Below are 18,205 nucleotides of genomic sequence, written 5' to 3' on the forward strand. Positions count from 1 at the left end.
AAGGAAGAGAGCCGGAGGCCCGGTGAACTATTTTTGGTAAAACTCGCAACCCGCAAAGATGGCCGCGGCTCCCAAGCTCTCCTCTATACGCAAAAGCTGGTTGTATTTGGCCACGCGTTCGCTGCGGCATGGGGCACCGGTCTTGATTTGCCCCGCGTTGGTGGCCACCGCAAGGTCCGCAATAAAGGTGTCCTCCGTTTCTCCGGAGCGATGAGATATTACGGTGCGCCAGCCACTGCGATGCGCCAGTTCTACGGCCTGAAGGGTTTCCGAGACCGTTCCGATCTGGTTGAGTTTGATGAGAACGGCATTGGCGATCTTTCGTTCAAGACCTTCCCGAATGCGTTTTACATTAGTGACGAAGATATCATCACCCACTATTTGCACCCGCTCCCCAAGAGCCCGGCAGAGATTCTCCCAGCCCTCCCAGTCATCTTCGGAAAGCGGATCCTCCAGCAGAACAATAGGAAATTCCCGGAGGAGCTCTTCATAAAACCGTATCATCTCCTCGGCGGAAAGTTCCCGGCCTTCCAGATAATAATGGCCTTCCCGGTAAAATTCGCTGGCCGCGGCGTCTATGGCGAGCATAATATCCTGCCCTGCACGGTAGCCCGCCTTTTCAATGGCGGTAAGCAGCAGGTCAAGGGCTTCACGGGTGTTCCGAATCTGGGGGGCAAAACCTCCCTCGTCTCCCACGGCTACGGAAAGGCCCCGCTCCTTAAGAACATGTTTTAAAGTATGATAGGTTTCTGCTCCGGCCCGCAGGGCTTCCGAAAAGCTCGAAAGGCCGCAGGGAACAATCATAAATTCCTGGATATCCAGCGGATTGTCTGCGTGAACGCCTCCGTTGAGGACATTCATAAGGGGAACCGGAAGGACCCGGGCTCCCACCCCTCCGAGATAGGCGAAAAGGGGGAGTTCTGCTTCCGCTGCGGAGGCCTGAGCCACGGCCATGGATACCGCAAGAATGGCGTTAGCGCCCAGGCGACTTTTATTCTCGGTGCCGTCAAGATCGAGGAGTACGCGGTCGATCTCCGCCTGTTCCGTGGACTCGAGACCTACCAGCTCCGGCGCGATAATTTCGTTCACATTTTGTACCGCCCGCAACACTCCCTTACCCCCGTAGCGGTCCTTTTCTCCGTCCCGAAGCTCCAGTGCTTCGTGCGTTCCGGTGGAGGCCCCGGAGGGTACCGCCGCCCGCCCGAAGGCTCCGGAGTCCAGAAAGACCTCCACCTCCACAGTGGGATTGCCCCGGGAATCCAAAATCTCTCTGGCCTGGATGGCTACGATCTCACCCATCTTGACCTCCTTTAAGAGCTTTTTCAAATTCCTCCCACAGGACCGGTTTGGTACCCATTTTACCCACCACTATACCGGCGCAAAGATTGGCATAAGCCACCACCTCTTTGAGGGGAAGCCCCACGGTGTAAAAGGCCGTAAGCGCCGCTATGGCCGTGTCTCCGGCACCGGATACATCATACACCTCTTTGGCCCGGGCCGGAAAGTGCCAGTTTCCCTCTCCGGGATGATGGAGGAACATACCCTCGGAGCCCAGGGTCACCACCATGAAGGAGAGTTCATAACGCCGGACAAGCTCCTGAGTACCACGAACCAGGTCTCCTTCGGGCAAGCCCAGCACCCGGAGAATTTCATTAAATTCCTTGCGATTGGGGGTAATACAGGTGGCGCCGGTGTATTTTTCCCACCTGAGCCCTTTGGGATCCACGAATACGGGAAGACGCCTCCGGCGGGCCTCCTCCACCACCCACGAAGAAAATCCCGGGGAGGAAAACATTCCTTTAGCATAATCCGAAAGAATAACGGCCTGTACCTTCGAGAAAAGGGTCTCCAGACGTTCTTTTAATAGATCGCGCACCTCCGGGCCGGGGGCAACGGTCTTTTCCGTGTCAATGCGCAGGAGATGCTGGGCCTGCGCGATCACTCTGGTCTTTACCGTGGTGGGACGCTCCGGGTCTTCTACCAGGGCCGAAATTCCCAGCCCGATCTCTCCCGCGAGTCTGCGGAAGACCTCTCCTTCCCGATCCTTTCCCAGGAGTCCGCAGAGTTCCACGCGCACCCCCAGACCACACAGATTGGCAGCCACATTAGCCGCACCGCCCAGGGCGTGAGATATCTCCTTCAATTCAAATACCGGAACCGGGGCCTCGGGAGAAATGCGCCGTACCTCTCCCCAAAAATACTGATCGAGCATAACATCTCCTACCACCAGAATGGTAAGACTGGAAAGACTTTCTTTGAGTTGCGCGGGTTCCATCGGGCTATTCCTGAGCGGTCTTCTCTGCGGAGGGGGTCTCCTCCCGCGGAAGCCCGGCCATCTCCCGGATGCGCATCTCTATCTCCCTGGCGAGATCCGGCTTCTCTTTAAGCAAACGCCGTACATTCTCCCGGCCCTGTCCCAGCCTCTCACCGGCATAAGAAAACCAGGAACCGCTTTTTTCAATGAGCCCCATGGCTATTCCAAGATCGATAAGCTCTCCCTCCCGGGAAATGCCTTCTCCGAAAAGGATTTCAAATTCCGCCTCCCGAAAGGGCGGAGCCAGTTTGTTTTTCACCACCTTGACCTTGGTGCGATTGCCAATCTGTTCGGCCCCCTCTTTCACCTGACCGATTCGCCGGATGTCAAGCCGCAGAGTAGCATAAAACTTAAGGGCCATCCCCCCCGTCGTGGTTTCCTGTGGTCCGTAACTAAACCCACCGATCTTCATCCTGGTCTGATTTATGAACACCACGGCGGTGTCTGTCTTGGCAATGACCGAGGTGAGTTTGCGCATAGCCTTGGACATGAGCCGGGCCTGAAGACCTACCTGCTGATCGGTCATCTCTCCTTCCAGTTCCGCTGCCGGAACCAGAGCGGCCACCGAGTCCACCACGATCACATCCACCCCGCCACTCCGGGCCAACACCTCAGCTATTTCTAAGGCCTGTTCTCCGGTATCCGGCTGACTGATTAGAAGATCGTCCACATTCACCCCCAGTTTTTCCGCGTAATGTACATCCAGAGCGTGTTCAGCGTCGATGAAGGCCGCCACCCCTCCGGCTTTCTGGGCCTGGGCTACTATGTGAAGAGCTAGGGTAGTCTTCCCGGAGGACTCCTGCCCGAAGATTTCGGTAATGCGTCCGCGAGGAATACCTCCGATTCCGGTGGCTATATCCAGCGAAAGGGATCCGCTCGGAATGGCCCGCACTTCGATGCGTTTTCCCCGCTCCCCCAAGCGCATGATGGCACCTTTCCCAAACTGGCGCTCAAGTTGAGCTATAGCCGCTTCCACAGCCTTCTTCTTATCCAGGGCCATATTTGCCTCCCCGTTACTAAAATTCTCCTTCTAACAAAAGACCTCTCTTGTGCTCATGTCCGTACAGCAAGATTGTTTTTATAACCACTTTAGCATATCCGCCGGGAAAAATCCATTTAACCAATAAAAAAGGCCCGCTCGCGCGGGCCTTTTAGTTTTCAGGGCCGAACCGTCGACTAACCGATCACTCTCACATTGCTCGCCTGCTCACCCTTCGGGCTCTGCGTTACCTCGAACTCCACCTTCTGGCCCTCCCTGAGGGTCTTGAAACCCTCCATCTGGATGGCGGAGTAGTGCACGAACACATCTCCACCATCGTCCCGCGAAATGAACCCGTAACCCTTCTTCTCGTCAAACCACTTCACCGTACCTGTTGCCATGATGCTAAAACCTCCTTAAAAATTTACTCTACTCTCAGCCTAGCACCTCCCCGGAAAAAGTAAAGCCCTACAGGACCGAGAAACCGGATCCTATCAGTGCTTTTTCTCAAACCGGGATTTGTAAACTAGCTGCTAATTCGTATCCGTCCCGGCTCACAGACGAAAACCTTTCCGGCCTGTTCCCTATCGCAGATCGCCTGGAGGCATCTCAAAATCGCTTCCAGCAGACTCTCCATCGAGAGATCCGAACACCCGCGCACCACCATCACACCGGCGTGATCCTCAGGCAATCTTATCACCGAGCCGAACCCCAGATCTTCCGTGAGAATCAGAAATCCCCGCGCCTTCGCCCAGGACAGTATCTCCTCATCCGAAGCGCCCTTTAAACCCACCTCTCGCACATCAACGGCCTCAAAACCATGGCTTCTCAAAAAAGATGACAGGCGGAGAGGAAGGTTTTCGTCCACCAGAACCTTAAGCGGCAATCAAATACCTCTCTTCACTAAGCCGAGAAGCAGCAAAGGCAAGAACCGCTCGCACATCCTCCAGGGTGAGGCCAAACTCCGAAGCTACTTCCTCCATAGACATTCCCTTCGCCAGATACTTCAGCACTACCCCCACCGGCACACGGGTGCCTTTCACGACCGGAAGTCCTCCCTGAATGCGAAGATTTGCTTCAATTCCCGGAAAAATCTCCATCACCAACCCCTCTGAATCGTTATTTAACCAAAAATTTCCCTGGTAGAAAAGTTCTCAACCCTGATTTCCGGTTAACTGGATATCAGCCTCACAGGAGGACCAGGTCGTCCCGGTGGATGACCTCTTCCCGGCCCCGGAAGCCCAGTTTTTCCTCTATCTCACAGGAACGCGCTCCCAAGATGCACCGAAGCTCTCCGGAACTGTAGTTGGTGAGTCCCAGGGCCACCGGGTGTCCGGCCTCGTCCACGCATTCCACGCAGGCCCCTCGTTCGAATTCTCCCTCCACCGCCCGCACCCCCGCGGGGAGGAGACTCTTTCCTCCCTCGCGCAGGGCCCGAACCGCCCCCTCGTCCAGCACCAGGCGCCCCTCGGGTTTTGTGCCGTGGGCGATCCAGAACTTGCGCGCCGAAAGCCTCCGTTTGCCCGGAAGAAATACCGTTCCCACCTCCTCGCCGGAGAAGATTCGTTCCAGCACGAGAGGGGTGCGCCCGGAAGCCAGAATCATGGGAACCCCCAGGGAATTGACCATTTTGGCGGCCCGAAGCTTGGAGATCATTCCGCCGCGTCCGAAGCGTCCGGGACGCCTTCCGGCCATGGCCTCGATCTCCGGAGTAATCTCCCGAACCAGGGGGATCGGTCGGGCGGAGGGGTCCTCCCGGGGATCCCGCTCGTAAAGGGCGTCCACCTCGGAAAGACAGATCAGAAGATCGGCCTCCACCAGACCCACCACCAGGGCCGCAAGGAGATCGTTGTCCCCGAACTGGATCTCCTCCACCGCCACGGTGTCGTTCTCGTTCACGATGGGGACCACCCTCCAGCGCAGAAGGACCCGGAGGGTGTTTCTGGCGTTGAGGTATCGACGACGGTCCTCGAGATCCTCCCGGGTGAGAAGGATCTGGGCCACATGGGTTTCGTAGCGGGAAAAGGCCTCCTCGTAGGCCTGGATGAGGCTGCTCTGTCCCGCGGCGGCCAGGGCCTGTTTTTCCGCAAGGGTAAAGGAACGGGAGGGAATTTCGAGCTTGCGCCGCCCGCAGGCTATGGCCCCGGAGGACACCAGCACGATCTCGTAACCCTGTCGCTGGAACCGGGAGACCTCCGCGGCGAGACCCTCTATAACCTCCCGCGAAAGTCCCCCCTCGTCGGCCACCACGGCGCTTCCCACCTTTACCACCAGCCGTCGAACCCCGGCCAGGACCTCTCGCCTGGACTCACTCATCCCCGGAACGCACCTCCCCCAGGGTTATCAGGCGCCAGAGTCCCTCGAGGAGCTCGCGAATTCCCTCGCCGGTGGCCGCAGAGATGAGGTACACGGGATGCCCCCGGGCCTCGATCTTTTCCCTCACCGGATTGAGCACCGCTCTCTCCGGTATCAGGTCGATCTTGTTCAGGGCCACCGCCCGGGGTTTGCGCAGGAGTTCCGGTTGATAGTGCGCCATTTCCCTTTCCACCACCTCGAAATCGTGCAGCGGATCCGGCGAGGCGGCATCAACCAGCTGAAGAAGCACGCGGGTCCTTTCCACATGTCTCAGAAACTCGAGGCCCAGACCCACCCCCTGGTGGGCCCCCTCGATGAGGCCCGGAAGGTCCGCCACGACGAAGGTCCTTTCGTCGGAAAGGGAGACCACCCCCAGGTTGGGCTGAAGGGTGGTGAAGGGATAGTCGGCGATCTTGGGACGGGCCGCGGAAATGCGGGAAAGAAGCGTTGACTTTCCGGCGTTGGGAAGCCCCACCAGTCCCACATCGGCGATGAGTTTCAGTTCCAGGACGAGCCAGCGTTCCTCTCCGGGTTTCCCGGGCTCGGCGTACCGGGGGGCCTGATTGGTGGGAGTGGCGAAACGGGCGTTTCCCCGGCCGCCTTTGCCTCCCCGGGCCACCACCAGACGCTGGCCGGGTTGTACCAGGTCTCCCAGGATTTCGCCCGTTTCCGCGTCCCGCACCACCGTCCCCACCGGGACGCGCAGGATCAGGTCCTCCCCGTCCCGGCCGGTCATCTTCTTGCCCATACCGGGACGCCCGTTTTCGGCCCGGAAGTGCACCCGATGATAGAAGTCGTAGAGGGTGTGGAGCTGGGAATCGGCCACCAGGATGACATCGCCGCCGTCCCCGCCGTCGCCGCCGTCCGGCCCTCCGCGCGGGACATACTTCTCCCTGCGAAAGCTTACGCAGCCGTGCCCGCCGTCACCGGCCTTCACATGGATCTTGACCCGATCAACGAAGCGCGCCATCCTCTGAGCCCAAGGCGAAAGTCACCAGATCAAAGGAAAGGGTGAGATCCGCATTGCGGAAGATAAGGTCTTTACGGGGGGCTTCAAGGGGCTCGGGGCCCAGGTTGATCACCGCCTTCACCCCGGCGGAGCACAGGGCTTCCAGCATCTCCCCGGCCTTCTCTCCCCCCAGGGTGATGACTCCGATCTCTATGTCGGATTCCTTGACCAGGTAAGGCATCTGCTCCAGCGAATACACATAGACCTCGTGCAGGACCTTCCCTATCCATTCCTCGCGCCAGTCGAATACCGCCACAAACCGAAATCCCCCCTCGGCGAGCCGTCTTTCCGCGAGAAGGGCCAGGCCCAGTTCGTTCACCCCGGCAAGCGCCAGATGCCAGAGGCGATCCCTCCCCAGGATCCGGCGCAGCTCCCTTTCTAGGGAACGCACCTGATAGCCCACACCCCTTACCCCGAAGGTTCCTATGAAGCTGAGATCCTTACGCAACTGAGCCGCGGAGACCCCGCAGAGGCGGGCCAGTTCCTCGCTGCGGATGACCTCTCGCCCCTCCCGGGAAAGCCTGGCGAGGACCCGCAGGTAAAGGGCCAGACGGTAAACCGTGACCTCAGGGAGTTTGAGCTTCACCGGAGAGCACCAAGGGGATATTTTCGGCGTAGGGGGGTTTTATCACCCCTCGCTCCGTCACTAGGGCCGTGATCAACGAGGCCGGGGTGAGGTCAAAGGCGGGATTCACCGCGTTTGTCCCGGCAGGGGTTATGCGTTTCCCGACACAGAAGTGGACCTCCTCCGGAGCTCTCTCCTCAATGGGGATTTCCCCTCCGGAGGGACACCCGAGATCGAAGGTGGAGGAGGGGGCCGCCACATAGAAGGGGATCCCGTGTTCCCGGGCCAGAACGGCCAGGGTGTAGGTGCCGATCTTGTTGGCCACATCCCCGTTGGCCGCGATGCGGTCGGCCCCAACGATCACCGCCCTGACCACTCCCCTGGCCATGAGGAATCCTGCCGCCGCGTCCGGTATCACCGCCACCGGGATACCGACCTTCTTCATTTCCCAGGCCGTAAGCCGGGCCCCCTGGAGATAGGGCCGGGTCTCGTCCGCCAGCACCGAGAGCCGCTTTCCGGCTTCCACCGCCGCCCGGATCACCCCCAGGGCCGTACCGTAGCCTCCGGTGGCCAGCGCCCCGGCGTTGCAGTGGGTGAGCACCGTGCCCTCCTCGGGAAGGAGATCCGCGCCGAAGCGTCCCATGCGCCGGTTGGCGGCCAGATCCTCCTCCCAGATGGAAAGGGCCTCCCGCCGCAGAATCTCCACCAGCTCCCCCGGCCCGGCGTCCGTTTCGTTTTCGGCCCGCCTGACCATGCGGTCTAAGGCCCAGAAGAGGTTCACCGCCGTCGGGCGGGCCTTCGCCAGCCCCTGCGCGATGCGTCTCAAGCCGGCCAGGAAGGCCCTCCGGGTACGGGCCCTGAGGCCCTCCGCCCCCAGGACCAGCCCTATGGCCGCGGTGATCCCTATGGCCGGAGCCCCCCGGACCACCATGTCCCTTATGGCCTTGCGCACCTCCCGCCAGGTGCGACACCGGACATAGACCTCCCGCCGCGGCAAAAGCCGCTGGTCCAGAAGGTAAAGCCCCCTTTCCGTCCACCGCCAGGCCCGGATGGTGTCCGGTTCCGCGGGCTCAAAAACCCTCATCAAAAATACCCCTCCACCACCTCAAGAAATCGGTAAAGGTCGTCTAGATAATCGAGTTTTTTATGGACTTCTTCGTCTTCCAGTCTGGCATAAACATGGGCCAACAAATTTCGAAACTGGACCAGAACCATGAGTCTTTCCCCTAGATCTTCCGGAAGATGTCCGGCTTGCACCAGTTTTTTTACACATTCGCGATAGCTTTCCGGCACTCCGAGATCTAGACGATTTACCAGATGACAACAAATGTCGATCATAATTTGGATGCTTTCGTAAAAACCGTACCGCAGGGACCAGCCATCAATCCCGGAAGGAGACATTTTTCGAAAATTTTCAAGTCGCTGCAGATTGCTCCTTAGCCTCGCGAGAAGTTCTCTCACGCCACCTCCTCAGGTGTTCTTTAAAGTATTTCCAGTTTAGTTCCCGCAGAAAAGCGGTATCCCAATAATGGTGCCAGATTTTTTCTCGCCAGGATAGCCATTCAATTTGATCCGTTATCTTGATAGGAATTCCTTCCCGGGTAATCTCAAAAGCTACGGCCGGACTCGTTTCGTATATTTCCGGAATCTGAATTACATCCACCCGACCTCGACACAAATCTTCAAGCTCTCCGGTTACGCGGAGAAGCTCATCGAAAGTTAGTTGCGGCTCCGCGAGCACCGCCACATCTATATCACTTTCCCGTTTGATGTCTCCGCGAGCCACGGAACCGAAAAGGATCACGATTCGGAAACGCTCCCGGGGCTCAAAATAGGCCCGGAGTTTTTCCATAATCTCTTCTCGTCTCATTCCTCGAGCAACCTCGCAAGGATCTGATTGACCAGTTTGGGGTTGGCCTTGCCCCGGGTCTTTTTCATAACCTGCCCCACGAAAAAGCCGATCACTCCCTTTTTTCCGGCCTTATACTTTTCCACCTCGGCGGGGTTTTCGGCCAGTACCTCCCGGCACACCGCCTCAAGCGCCCCTTCGTCGCTCTCCTGACGCAGTCCCTTTTCCTCAACCAGCTCTTTCGGGGAGCGTCCGGTGGCGTAAACCTCGGGAAAGATCTTCTTGGCCGCGGTGATGGAAATGACCCCGTCCTCCACCAGTTTGAGGAGCTCCGCGATGTGCTCGGGTTTCAGTCCGGTCTCGTCTATTTCCTTGCCCTCGCGGTTCAGCTCCCTCAGCACCTCGGTCATGAGCCAGTTGGAGACCTTCTTGGGCTGGGGAAAAAGCCTCACGCAGGCCTCGAAGAACTCCGCAAGGGACCGGGAGGCCGTGAGGATCTCGGCGTCGTAGGCCGGAAGACCGTATTCCCTGAGGAAACGCTCCTTTTTGGCGTCGGGGAGTTCCGGAAGTTCCGCGCGCACCCGTTCGATCCAGGCCTCGTCGATCCTCACGGGAACCAGATCCGGATCCGGGAAGTAACGATAGTCGTGCGCCTCCTCCTTGCCCCGCATGGAGTGCGTGGTGCCGGTGGCCTCGTCGAAGAGCCGGGTCTCCTGGACCACCTCCTTGCCCTCCAGGATGAGCCCGATCTGGCGCTTGATTTCGTAGCGCAGGGCCCGCTCCACATGGCGAAAGGAGTTCATGTTCTTGAGTTCCACTTTCGTGCCGAACTCGGAGCTGCCCTTGGGCCTTACGGAGACATTGGCGTCGCACCGAAGGCTCCCCTCCTCCATGTTCCCGTCGCAGATCCCCAGGTAGCGCACGATGGTGCGGAGTTTCTTGAGGTAGGCCACGGCCTCCTCCGGGCTGCGGATGTCCGGCTGACTCACGATCTCGAGAAGCGGCACCCCGGTGCGGTTGAAGTCCACATAGGAGACCGGGCGTTTCTCGTCGTGAACCAGTTTCCCGGCGTCCTCCTCCATGTGGATGCGGACGAGACCGATCCTTTTTCGTTTCCCGTTGACCTCGATTTCGATGGCCCCGCCCTCGGCGATGGGGGCCTCGTACTGGGAGATCTGGTAGTTCTTGGGAAGATCCGGGTAAAAGTAATGTTTTCGGGCAAACACGCACACCGGATTGATCCGGGCGCCCACGGCCAGGGCCAGCCTCAGGGCGAAATCCACCACCCGTCGATTGAGCACCGGAAGGCTCCCGGGCATTCCGGTGCACACCGGGCAGGTGTGGTGGTTGGGCGGAGCCCCGAATTTGGTGGAACAGCCGCAGAAGATCTTGCTCTCGGTTAGGAGCTGAGTGTGGACCTCCAGCCCGATCACGGCCTCGAATTCCATGCCCTACCTCCGGGAAACTTTTCACAAAGCTTATCCCCGGGGCCCCCGCCGGTCAACTTCAAAAAATGGGATCCGATCCTATTTTTGGAGGTGGCGGATCAGGGTTTCGGCCGCCGTTCGGTTGAAGCCCGGTAGGCGGGCTATCCCGGACACGCCCGCGGAGAGTATCTCCTCCGGGCTGGAGAAGCGGGAAAGGAGGACCTTTTTTCTCTTCGGGCCTATCCCGGGGATGCCGTCCAGGAAGGAGGCCAGGGCCTCTTTCTCCCGGGTTTTCCGGTGAAAGGAGAGGACGAACCGGTGGGCCTCGTCCCGGATCCGCATCAGAAACCGGAGCACCTCGCCGTGTCCGGAAAGCCGCAGGGGGTTCTTGCGTCCGGGAAGATAGACCTTTTCCCCCTCGTCCTCTCTCTCCTTGGCGATGGAGCAGAGTCCGATCCTTTCCGATAGTCCGAGTTCCTCCACCACGGTGCGGGCGGTCTCCAGGTGTCCGCGTCCCCCGTCTATAACCAGAAGATCCGGGAGATCGTTCTCCTCGAGGCCCCGCCGGAGGCGCCGGGTGAGCACCTCCCGCAACATGGCGTAGTCGTCGGGGGTTCCGGAGACGGTACGAATGTGGTAGCGCCGGTACCGGTTCCTGTCCGGTTCTCCCTCGAAGAAGGCCACGATGGCCCCCACCGGGGCCGCGCCCTGAAGGCTCGAGAGATCCACGGCTTCGACCCGTTGCGGGATCACCGGGAGCTTCAGGACCCCGGCCAGTTCCTCGGCGAGTTCCTCCCAGGTCCGCTCCCCCCTGAGCCTCGAGCGCAGGGCTTCCTCGGCGTTGCGCCGGGCGATCTCGTAAAGGTCTTTGAAGGAAACTTCCTCCGCCGAAACGAGACGCACCGGCCCTCCCCGTAGCTCGGAAAGCCACTCCTCCAGGACGGCCCTTTCCCCGGGAAGCTCCGGAAGGACCACCATCTCGGGAAGGAGTTTCCCCTCGTCGTAAAACTGAGCCAGAACATCCTCCCAGGGATCCTCTTCCGGGGTGCCGCGCAGGTGGAAGATTTTGTGCCCCAGAAGCTTTCCCCGCCTTACGAAAAGGACGGCTCCGGAGACTCTGTCCCCTTTCCGGGCCAGGGCGAAGACATCGAGGTCCTTTTCTTCGGGAAGCACCGCGGCCTGAGCCTCGAGGATCCTGGACAGGGCCCGGAGGCGATCCCGCAGTAAGGCCGCCCGCTCGAACTCCAGCTTTTCCGCAGCGGCTTCCATCTCCCGGGATAGTTTTTCCAGCAACTCCTGGCTTCGCCCCTCTAGGAAGGCCACGGCCTTTTCCACGATCCGACGATATTCCTCCGGCGTGATCAGACCCGCGCAGGGCCCCGGACACTTCCCGATCTGATAATAGAGACAGGGACGGGTGCGGCGGTGCATCTCGGCATTGGAGCACCGTCGCAGGGGGAAAAACCTGGTGAGAACCTTTACGGTTTCGCGCACGGCCCCGGCGGAAGGGTAAGGCCCGAAGTAAAGGGCCCGATCTCCCCGGCGCCGGCGACGCACCACGGTAAGGCGCGGGAATCTCTCCCCAAGGGAGATCCGGATCAGCGGATAGGCCTTGTCGTCCCGGAGGAGCACATTGTACCGCGGGCGGTGTTTCTTGATGAGGTTGGCCTCGAGGATCAGGGCCTCTTTTTCGTTGCGGGTGAGGATGGTCTCGAGCCTTTCCGCCCGGGCAAGGAGGTTCCTCGTCTTGGGGGTGGCGGGGGTGAGGTAGGAGGCCAGCCGGCGCCTGAGGTTTTTGGCCTTGCCCACATAGAGAACCGTGCCCCGGGAATCGATAAAGAGGTAAACTCCGGGGGCTTCGGGAATCTCGCGGAGATTCTCCGGGCTAAGCTCCATCCTCACGCAACACCGCCACGGCCCAGGCGGCCACCCCCTCCTCTTCGAAAAGGGCCAGGCCCTCCGGGCTCTTGGCCTTGAGCCCCACCCGTTCCACCGGAATGGCCAGAAGACGGGCCAGGTTTTCCCGCAGGCGATCCCGATGGGGAACCAGTTTGGGCCGGGCCAGAACCAGGGTCAGGTCCACCTGATAAACCGAAAGGCCCTTTTCGGAGACCAGTCGCAGGGCCTCCCGCAGAAAAAGCGAACTTGCCGCACCCCGATACCGGGGATCGGTGTCCGGAAAGAGGGAGCCCAGATCCGGAAGTCCGGCGGCCCCGAGGATGGCGTCGGTGAGGGCATGAAGGGCCGCATCCGCATCGGAATGACCGGAAAGCCCCACCTCGCAGGGTATCTCCACCCCGCACAGCACCAGGCGACGGCCCGGTACCAGACGATGCGAGTCAAACCCCAGCCCCACGCGCATAAATGCAACCCTATCGAAATTTTAACTATTTTTTGCTACAATAACATCCAGGTAGAGTATATGGATAATACCTATTTTCCTCGGGTTTATGTGGCGCGGCAACCCATTCTGGACGAACGAGGGCGCACGCATGCCTACGAGTTGCTCTACCGGCAAAGTCTGGAAAACTTCTTCGTTCCGGAAGAAAACCGGGAAGACATAGCCTCCAAGAGGGTCCTGGTGCATGCCTTTCTGAATTTCGGTCTGGAAAACATAGCCTTCGGACGCAGAGTCTTCGTGAACTTCACCGGTGAGCTCCTGAAAGCGGGGATTCCGTATCTCCTGCCTCCCCAGAAGCTGGTTATAGAGGTGCTCGAAAGAATTTCCGATCCGGACGAAGTCAGGCCTGTGGTGAGAGAGCTTAAAAAGAGGGGATATCTGATAGCCCTGGACGATTTCCGGGAGGATTCACCCCTTAAGATATTCCTGCCCTATGCCGATTATGTAAAGATAGACTTTCGTATCACCCCTTCCGAAGAGATAAAGCGTCTCTGTGAAGAACTGAGGGGCGATTTCCGTCTGGTGGCGGAAAAAATAGAAACCCAGGAGGAACTTGAGGAGGCTCGCTCCCTGGGTTTTACCTACTTTCAGGGGTTCTTTTTCGCCCGCCCCAAGATCCTTTCCTCTCAGGAAATCCCGGTCTTAAAGATCCATTACCTGCGCCTTATCAAGTTTCTCTATTCTGCTCGGGACAACCTGGAGGAAGTGATAGAGGTAATAAATTCCGATCCGGCTCTGGCCCTGAAACTTCTCAAATACATAAATTCGGCCTTTTTCGGGTTTGTTACCAAAATTCACTCCGTAAGGCACGCCGGGGTGCTGCTGGGTTATCAGGGGCTTCGAAAGTGGGCCTCTCTGGTGGCCCTTCACCTTATGGCTGCGGATCGTCCTCCGGAGCTCATAATAAACTCCATGGTGCGAGCCAGGTTCATGGAACTCCTGGCCCGGCGGGTGGGCCTTGAGGAACGCGCCGACGACGCCTTCATCGTGGGCCTTTTCTCCCTCCTAGAGGCGATGGTGGATCAGCCCATGCACGCTATAATCGCCGACCTTCCCCTGGAAGACGATGTTAAGGCCGCTCTTCTCGGACGGGATAGTCCCTTCACCCCTCTTCTTTCGGTAATTCGGGCCTATGAAAGCGGTCAATGGGAAATTCTTAAAAATTTGGTGCCCAAATTAAACCTTCTTTCCAACAATACCCTTCCGGAAATTTACGCCGAGGCCCTGTCCTTCGCTCATCAGGCCTTTTCTACGGGAGGGTCTTCCCAATGAGGGTTCACCTGCTCGGGGTGGGGGGGATCGGGATGTGCGCTCTCGCCGGATTGCTTTCGGCCCGGGGTTTTTCGGTTACCGGAAGCGAGGGGGCGCCTCCCTATCCCCCCTCAAGCACCGTGCTGGAAAAACTGGGGATTCACCCCCGTATAGGTTATCGTCCCGAACACATAGACGAACTCTCTCCGGAGGCCGTGGTGGTGGGAAACGCCATCCGGGCGGACAATCCGGAGGTTCGCCGGGCCGAAGCCGCCGGACTTCCCTTACGATCTCTTCCCTCGGCGCTGGCCGAATGGGTCCTTCCCGGGCGCAGATCCCTGGTGGTGGCCGGAACCCACGGAAAGACCACCACCGCCGCCCTCCTCGCCCACGCTCTGGAAAACCTGGGGAGTGAGCCCACCTATCTCGTGGGCGGCCTTCTGCGGGACCGAAAGCTCAATTTCGCCTGGGGAAACGGCCCTTTCGCGGTCCTTGAGGGGGACGAATACGACACGGCCTTCTTCGACAGGACCCCCAAGTTCTGGCACTACCACCCTTACGCCGCCATCCTCACCTCGGTGGAGTACGATCACGCCGACATCTATCCCCACTACGAGAGCTTACTTGCCGCCTTTGAAAGGTTCGCCGGGCTCGTGGCCGCCGAGGGCCTTTTCGTCTTCTGTGCGGACGATCCCGGGGCCGTGCGGGTGGCCGGGCGTACGCCAGCCCGGAGGGTCTCCTACGGGAGGGATCCGGAGAGCACCTATCGCCTCCTCAAGACCCGGAGCCTTTCCGAAGGGACGGAGGTCACCTACCGGGGGCCCGGAACCACGGGCACCTTTTTTATACCCCTGTGGGGGGAGCACAACGCCCTTAACGCCCTTGCGGTGTGGGCCCTTCTCCGGGAGCTCGGTTTTGAGGACACGCGCCTTAGGGAAGCTTTCCGGAGGTTTCCCGGGGTCTCGCGTCGCCAGGAGGTCCTTTATCGGGGAAGGGTGACGGTGGTGGACGACTTCGCCCATCATCCCACCGCGGTGAGGGTCACCCTTTCGGCCCTGCGGGAGGCCTTAAAGCCCCGCCGCATCCTTCTGTGTTTCGAGCCCCGCACCAACACCAGCCGGCGGAGGCTCTTTCAGGGGGCCTATGCGGAGGTTCTCGCGGAGGCCGACGAAGTGTGGCTCAAGAAACCCCCGGGGCTGGAACGCATCCCCTCCTCCGAAAGACTCGATCTTGAAGAGCTGGCCCGGGCGGTGTGTGGCAGGGGCCGGGGAGGCCTGGTCGTCGAAGAAGATCCGGCGGAGGCGCTCGCGGCCACCGCGGAGGAAGGGGATCTGATCCTTTTCATGTCCAGCGCCTCCTTCGGGAACACCTACGAGAACCTGATCCGGCGTCTTAAGGACAAGGGGCTTTAGCGGTGGGAGTCCTGGACCTCGAAAGGCTCAGGACCCTTCAGGTGGAGATCGCGCAAAAGGCCCGATCCGGATCCTTCGGGAGGGAACCCCGTCGGGTGGCCGGGGTGGATGTGGCTTACCGGAAGGACGGAAATTGGGCCTTTGCCGCAGCGGTGGTTCTTTCCTGGCCGGACCTCCGGATACTCGAGGAGCGAGTTTTGAAGCTTCCGGTCCGATTCCCCTATGTCCCCGGTTATCTTTCCTTCAGGGAAGTCCCGCTTCTCAAGGAGCTCCTTCGGACCCTCCGCGAGAAACCGGACCTTCTTTTCGTGGACGGGCAGGGACGGGCCCATCCCCGCCGGTGCGGCCTTGCGGTGCACCTGGGGGTGGAGGTGGGGATTCCGAGCCTTGGTTGCGCAAAAAAGCCCCTCCTTCCTGGGGTGGTCCTTCCCGAGGACCGGCGCGGAGCCAGGACGCCCATCCTTCTCGAAGGGGAGGTGGTGGGATATGCGGTGCGGACCCGCTCCGGGGTGAAGCCGGTCTATGTCTCTCCGGGGCACGGGCTTTCGGTGGAGGAGGCCGTGGAGTTTGCGCTTTCCGCCTCGCGGGGATTTCGTATTCCCGAACCCATAAGACGGGCCCATCACCTGGCCACGGAGGCCCGGAATGCCTGAGACGGCGGCCATTCTCGCCGCAGCCGGCCGGGGCGTGCGCCTGGGGGCCGAAATCCCCAAACAGTTTCTTGAGGTGAGGGGAAGGCCGCTCTTTCTCTATTCCCTCTCGGTCCTTGAGGAACATCCCGGGATCTCCGAGATCGTGGTGGCGGTGCCTCCGGGCTGGGAGGAGAGGGTGTTTACGATCATCCGTAAGGAGGGTTTCCGGAAGGTGAAGGCCGTGGTGCCCGGGGGGGGAAGCCGTCAGGAATCCGTCCGCCGGGCCTTTTTGCGGATCTCCCGCCGGGTGGAAGCGGTGCTGGTGCACGATGCGGCCCGGCCGCTTCTTTCCGCGGATCTGGTATCAAGGGTGCTCGAGGCCGTATGGCTTGAGGGGGCAGCGCTTCCTGCGGTCCCGGTGCGGGACACGGTGAAACTGGCGCGCGAGGGACGGGTGGTAAGGACCGTCCCCCGCGAGGGACTCTTCCTGGCTCAGACCCCTCAGGGAGCCCGCCGAGAGTGGTTCGAGGAGGCCTTGCGCCGCGCCGGAGACCGGGAGTTCACCGACGAGGCGGCCCTGCTTGAGGCCGCGGGTTTCCCCGTGCGGGTGGTCCCCGGAAGCCCCCTCAACCTTAAGCTCACCTATCCGGAGGACCTCGTCCTCGTCGAAAAGCTTCTCGGTCTTGACATCCGCCCGAAATTGTGAGGTTATTAAGGTAAACCATTTCTAATCAAGGGGAGGTCGTAACATGTTTCGGAAAATTAAGAAGGGGTTAATCGGTCTGGGATTGGTTTCCGTATTGATAATGCCGGTGGGTTGCACCCAGAAACTTTCCCAGCAGGATCGGGCCCTTATTCAGCAGGCCATAGAGGCCTCCAAGCAGGCCCAGGCGGCGGCGGAGGAGGCCAAGAAGGCCCAGGCCCAGGTGGAGGCGGAGCTGGCCCGTATCGAGGCTGCGGCGAAGCAGGCCGCTCTTGCGGCTCAGCGGGCGGACGCGGCGGCCACCCGGGCGGCGGAAGCGGCGGAAAAGGCCAACGCCGCTGCGGCCAAGATGGAAAGGATTTTCGAAAAGTCCCTGCGAAAGTAGGGCTGACAAGCGGGGTCCCTCAGCGCACCTCTCCCACCTCGCGGGGGACCCCGTCGGGTTTCCTGAGCACCTCTCGCACCCGGAAGAGATCGAGGGTTAGGTCGTATCCCGTCTCTCTTTCGAGACGCGCGGCCATTTTTACCACCTCGAGTACCGGATCCGGAAGCCGTTTCTCTATGTCGGGGAAGGCCTGAAGGTAAACGCGCCCCTCCCGAATACCGAGTTTCACCGGCTGGTAGAGGACTCGCACCGGAGTCCCCACCGGAACCAGGGGAAAGAGGGCCTTGATGTCTTCGGGATAGAGCCGGATGCAGCCGTGACTCACCCTCCGGCCGATACCCCAGGGACGGTTGGTCCCGTGGATGGCGTAGGCCCCCCGGGAAAGATACAGGGCGTAATCCCCCAGGGGGTTTTCCGGCCCCGGGGGCACCACCTCGGGCAGCGTGGGATCTTCCTTCCTTATGGATTCCGGCACATGCCAGTAAGGGTGTTCCTTCTTTCGATAAACCGTGTAGATGCCCTGGGTGGTGAGCCTTCCCTCTGTTCCTATTCCTATCGGGGCGGTGTAAACCACCCGGACCCCGCCTTCGGTCCGAAAGTAATAAAGACGCATCTCCGGAAGGTTTACCAGGATACCCGTGTGAGGACCCTCGGGGAGAACGAATTCCTTGGGGATGAGTACCCGATGTCCGGCCGGGGGTATCCAGGGATCCAGCCCGGGATTGGCCAGAACGATCTGGTTGTAGCCCAGGTCGTAGGCCCGGGCCACATCAAGCAGGGTCTCGTTTCCCGAAAGGGTGTGGTAAAGGATTTCCCCGAAAACGCTCTGTCCCTCCGGGATCACGAACCGGTCCAGGGCCAGGAGACGAGCCGGCAGACACAGCCCCAAGATTAGAAGTAGGCGGATCAAAAATTTCATGTTA

21 protein-coding genes are annotated in these 18,205 nt (G+C 60.2%); 5 read left to right on the plus strand and 16 right to left on the minus strand.

Going from position 1 to position 18,205, the window contains the following annotated elements:
• Positions 1–27 precede the first annotated feature (27 nt).
• From eno to ispF, 15 genes are all read right to left on the minus strand, one after another.
• A complete protein-coding gene (gene eno / locus K3767_RS09175) occupies positions 28–1,299 on the minus strand; it encodes a phosphopyruvate hydratase (protein WP_221173282.1) in 1,272 nt (423 codons plus the stop codon).
• Positions 1,292–2,275: a bifunctional heptose 7-phosphate kinase/heptose 1-phosphate adenyltransferase gene (locus K3767_RS09180; RefSeq protein WP_221173283.1), complete on the minus strand. Its 984-nt coding sequence runs from the start codon at positions 2,273–2,275 to the stop codon at positions 1,292–1,294. The genes eno and K3767_RS09180 overlap by 8 nt, the downstream gene beginning before the upstream one ends.
• A 4-nt stretch (positions 2,276–2,279) precedes the next feature.
• Complete coding sequence (gene recA, locus K3767_RS09185; protein WP_221173284.1) at positions 2,280–3,314, minus strand: recombinase RecA; 1,035 nt, start codon at positions 3,312–3,314, stop codon at positions 2,280–2,282.
• A gap of 176 nt (positions 3,315–3,490) precedes the next feature.
• A complete protein-coding gene (locus K3767_RS09190) occupies positions 3,491–3,694 on the minus strand; it encodes a cold-shock protein (RefSeq protein ID WP_168719675.1) in 204 nt (67 codons plus the stop codon).
• 125 nt (positions 3,695–3,819) lie between these two features.
• The gene (locus tag K3767_RS09195) at positions 3,820–4,179 is read right to left on the minus strand and encodes a DUF5615 family PIN-like protein (protein WP_221173285.1); all 360 of its coding nucleotides are present in this window, start codon (positions 4,177–4,179) and stop codon (positions 3,820–3,822) included.
• On the minus strand, positions 4,169–4,393 hold the full coding sequence (locus K3767_RS09200; RefSeq protein WP_221173286.1) for a DUF433 domain-containing protein: 225 nt from the start codon (positions 4,391–4,393) through the stop codon (positions 4,169–4,171). Before K3767_RS09200 ends, K3767_RS09195 begins: the two co-directional genes overlap by 11 nt.
• An 88-nt stretch (positions 4,394–4,481) precedes the next feature.
• Entirely contained in the window at positions 4,482–5,609 is a 1,128-nt protein-coding gene (gene proB / locus K3767_RS09205) for a glutamate 5-kinase (protein WP_221173287.1), read from the minus strand.
• Complete coding sequence (gene obgE, locus K3767_RS09210) at positions 5,602–6,618, minus strand: GTPase ObgE (RefSeq protein ID WP_221173288.1); 1,017 nt, start codon at positions 6,616–6,618, stop codon at positions 5,602–5,604. Before obgE ends, proB begins: the two co-directional genes overlap by 8 nt.
• On the minus strand, positions 6,602–7,243 hold the full coding sequence (locus K3767_RS09215) for a redox-sensing transcriptional repressor Rex (RefSeq protein WP_221173289.1): 642 nt from the start codon (positions 7,241–7,243) through the stop codon (positions 6,602–6,604). Before K3767_RS09215 ends, obgE begins: the two co-directional genes overlap by 17 nt.
• Positions 7,224–8,306, minus strand: coding sequence for an S-methyl-5-thioribose-1-phosphate isomerase (gene mtnA / locus K3767_RS09220; RefSeq protein WP_221173290.1), 1,083 nt, complete (start codon positions 8,304–8,306; stop codon positions 7,224–7,226). Before mtnA ends, K3767_RS09215 begins: the two co-directional genes overlap by 20 nt.
• Positions 8,306–8,683 (minus strand): DUF86 domain-containing protein, encoded by a 378-nt coding sequence (locus tag K3767_RS09225; RefSeq protein WP_255592382.1) that lies wholly within the window; start codon positions 8,681–8,683, stop codon positions 8,306–8,308. The genes mtnA and K3767_RS09225 overlap by 1 nt, the downstream gene beginning before the upstream one ends.
• Positions 8,637–9,092: a nucleotidyltransferase family protein gene (locus K3767_RS09230; protein WP_221173292.1), complete on the minus strand. Its 456-nt coding sequence runs from the start codon at positions 9,090–9,092 to the stop codon at positions 8,637–8,639. The genes K3767_RS09225 and K3767_RS09230 overlap by 47 nt, the downstream gene beginning before the upstream one ends.
• On the minus strand, positions 9,089–10,519 hold the full coding sequence (gatB, locus tag K3767_RS09235; RefSeq protein WP_221173293.1) for an Asp-tRNA(Asn)/Glu-tRNA(Gln) amidotransferase subunit GatB: 1,431 nt from the start codon (positions 10,517–10,519) through the stop codon (positions 9,089–9,091). The genes K3767_RS09230 and gatB overlap by 4 nt, the downstream gene beginning before the upstream one ends.
• Before the next feature lie 78 nt (positions 10,520–10,597).
• Entirely contained in the window at positions 10,598–12,394 is a 1,797-nt protein-coding gene (gene uvrC, locus K3767_RS09240; RefSeq protein ID WP_255592402.1) for an excinuclease ABC subunit UvrC, read from the minus strand.
• Complete coding sequence (gene ispF, locus K3767_RS09245; RefSeq protein ID WP_221173295.1) at positions 12,384–12,860, minus strand: 2-C-methyl-D-erythritol 2,4-cyclodiphosphate synthase; 477 nt, start codon at positions 12,858–12,860, stop codon at positions 12,384–12,386. Before ispF ends, uvrC begins: the two co-directional genes overlap by 11 nt.
• Before the next feature lie 60 nt (positions 12,861–12,920).
• Here ispF and K3767_RS09250 point away from each other — a divergent pair, with 60 nt between their 5' ends.
• The 5 genes from K3767_RS09250 to K3767_RS09270 are packed head-to-tail and all read left to right on the plus strand — an operon-like array spanning position 12,921 to position 17,282.
• The gene (locus K3767_RS09250; RefSeq protein ID WP_221173296.1) at positions 12,921–14,171 is read left to right on the plus strand and encodes an EAL and HDOD domain-containing protein; all 1,251 of its coding nucleotides are present in this window, start codon (positions 12,921–12,923) and stop codon (positions 14,169–14,171) included.
• Positions 14,168–15,562 (plus strand): UDP-N-acetylmuramate--L-alanine ligase, encoded by a 1,395-nt coding sequence (gene murC, locus K3767_RS09255; protein ID WP_221173297.1) that lies wholly within the window; start codon positions 14,168–14,170, stop codon positions 15,560–15,562. Before K3767_RS09250 ends, murC begins: the two co-directional genes overlap by 4 nt.
• A 2-nt stretch (positions 15,563–15,564) precedes the next feature.
• Positions 15,565–16,215, plus strand: coding sequence for an endonuclease V (locus K3767_RS09260; protein WP_221173298.1), 651 nt, complete (start codon positions 15,565–15,567; stop codon positions 16,213–16,215).
• Positions 16,208–16,900 (plus strand): 2-C-methyl-D-erythritol 4-phosphate cytidylyltransferase, encoded by a 693-nt coding sequence (gene ispD, locus K3767_RS09265; RefSeq protein WP_221173299.1) that lies wholly within the window; start codon positions 16,208–16,210, stop codon positions 16,898–16,900. Before K3767_RS09260 ends, ispD begins: the two co-directional genes overlap by 8 nt.
• A 43-nt stretch (positions 16,901–16,943) precedes the next feature.
• Entirely contained in the window at positions 16,944–17,282 is a 339-nt protein-coding gene (locus K3767_RS09270; protein WP_221173300.1) for a hypothetical protein, read from the plus strand.
• A 19-nt stretch (positions 17,283–17,301) separates the two neighbouring features.
• Here the strand turns inward: K3767_RS09270 and K3767_RS09275 are convergent, their stop codons facing one another.
• Entirely contained in the window at positions 17,302–18,201 is a 900-nt protein-coding gene (locus K3767_RS09275) for a L,D-transpeptidase family protein (protein ID WP_221173301.1), read from the minus strand.
• Between the last annotated feature and the right edge of the window lie 4 nt (positions 18,202–18,205).

Source organism: Thermosulfurimonas sp. F29 (assembly GCF_019688735.1).
Lineage (GTDB): Bacteria > Desulfobacterota > Thermodesulfobacteria > Thermodesulfobacteriales > Thermodesulfobacteriaceae > Thermosulfurimonas_A.

What these genes read in the sequence shown, in the direction of transcription:
- K3767_RS09230 (WP_221173292.1), bottom strand. Translation starts at nt 9,092, where the DNA reads ATGAGACGAGAAGAGATTATGGAAAAACTCCGGGCCTATTTTGAGCCC.
- mtnA (WP_221173290.1), bottom strand. Translation starts at nt 8,306, where the DNA reads ATGAGGGTTTTTGAGCCCGCGGAACCGGACACCATCCGGGCCTGGCGG.
- recA (WP_221173284.1), bottom strand. Translation starts at nt 3,314, where the DNA reads ATGGCCCTGGATAAGAAGAAGGCTGTGGAAGCGGCTATAGCTCAACTT.
- K3767_RS09275 (WP_221173301.1), bottom strand. Translation starts at nt 18,201, where the DNA reads ATGAAATTTTTGATCCGCCTACTTCTAATCTTGGGGCTGTGTCTGCCG.
- K3767_RS09250 (WP_221173296.1), top strand. Translation starts at nt 12,921, where the DNA reads ATGGATAATACCTATTTTCCTCGGGTTTATGTGGCGCGGCAACCCATT.
- ispF (WP_221173295.1), bottom strand. Translation starts at nt 12,860, where the DNA reads ATGCGCGTGGGGCTGGGGTTTGACTCGCATCGTCTGGTACCGGGCCGT.
- uvrC (WP_255592402.1), bottom strand. Translation starts at nt 12,394, where the DNA reads ATGGAGCTTAGCCCGGAGAATCTCCGCGAGATTCCCGAAGCCCCCGGA.
- K3767_RS09270 (WP_221173300.1), top strand. Translation starts at nt 16,944, where the DNA reads ATGTTTCGGAAAATTAAGAAGGGGTTAATCGGTCTGGGATTGGTTTCC.
- K3767_RS09180 (WP_221173283.1), bottom strand. Translation starts at nt 2,275, where the DNA reads ATGGAACCCGCGCAACTCAAAGAAAGTCTTTCCAGTCTTACCATTCTG.
- eno (WP_221173282.1), bottom strand. Translation starts at nt 1,299, where the DNA reads ATGGGTGAGATCGTAGCCATCCAGGCCAGAGAGATTTTGGATTCCCGG.
- proB (WP_221173287.1), bottom strand. Translation starts at nt 5,609, where the DNA reads ATGAGTGAGTCCAGGCGAGAGGTCCTGGCCGGGGTTCGACGGCTGGTG.
- obgE (WP_221173288.1), bottom strand. Translation starts at nt 6,618, where the DNA reads ATGGCGCGCTTCGTTGATCGGGTCAAGATCCATGTGAAGGCCGGTGAC.
- K3767_RS09200 (WP_221173286.1), bottom strand. Translation starts at nt 4,393, where the DNA reads ATGGAGATTTTTCCGGGAATTGAAGCAAATCTTCGCATTCAGGGAGGA.
- gatB (WP_221173293.1), bottom strand. Translation starts at nt 10,519, where the DNA reads ATGGAATTCGAGGCCGTGATCGGGCTGGAGGTCCACACTCAGCTCCTA.
- K3767_RS09190 (WP_168719675.1), bottom strand. Translation starts at nt 3,694, where the DNA reads ATGGCAACAGGTACGGTGAAGTGGTTTGACGAGAAGAAGGGTTACGGG.
- murC (WP_221173297.1), top strand. Translation starts at nt 14,168, where the DNA reads ATGAGGGTTCACCTGCTCGGGGTGGGGGGGATCGGGATGTGCGCTCTC.
- ispD (WP_221173299.1), top strand. Translation starts at nt 16,208, where the DNA reads ATGCCTGAGACGGCGGCCATTCTCGCCGCAGCCGGCCGGGGCGTGCGC.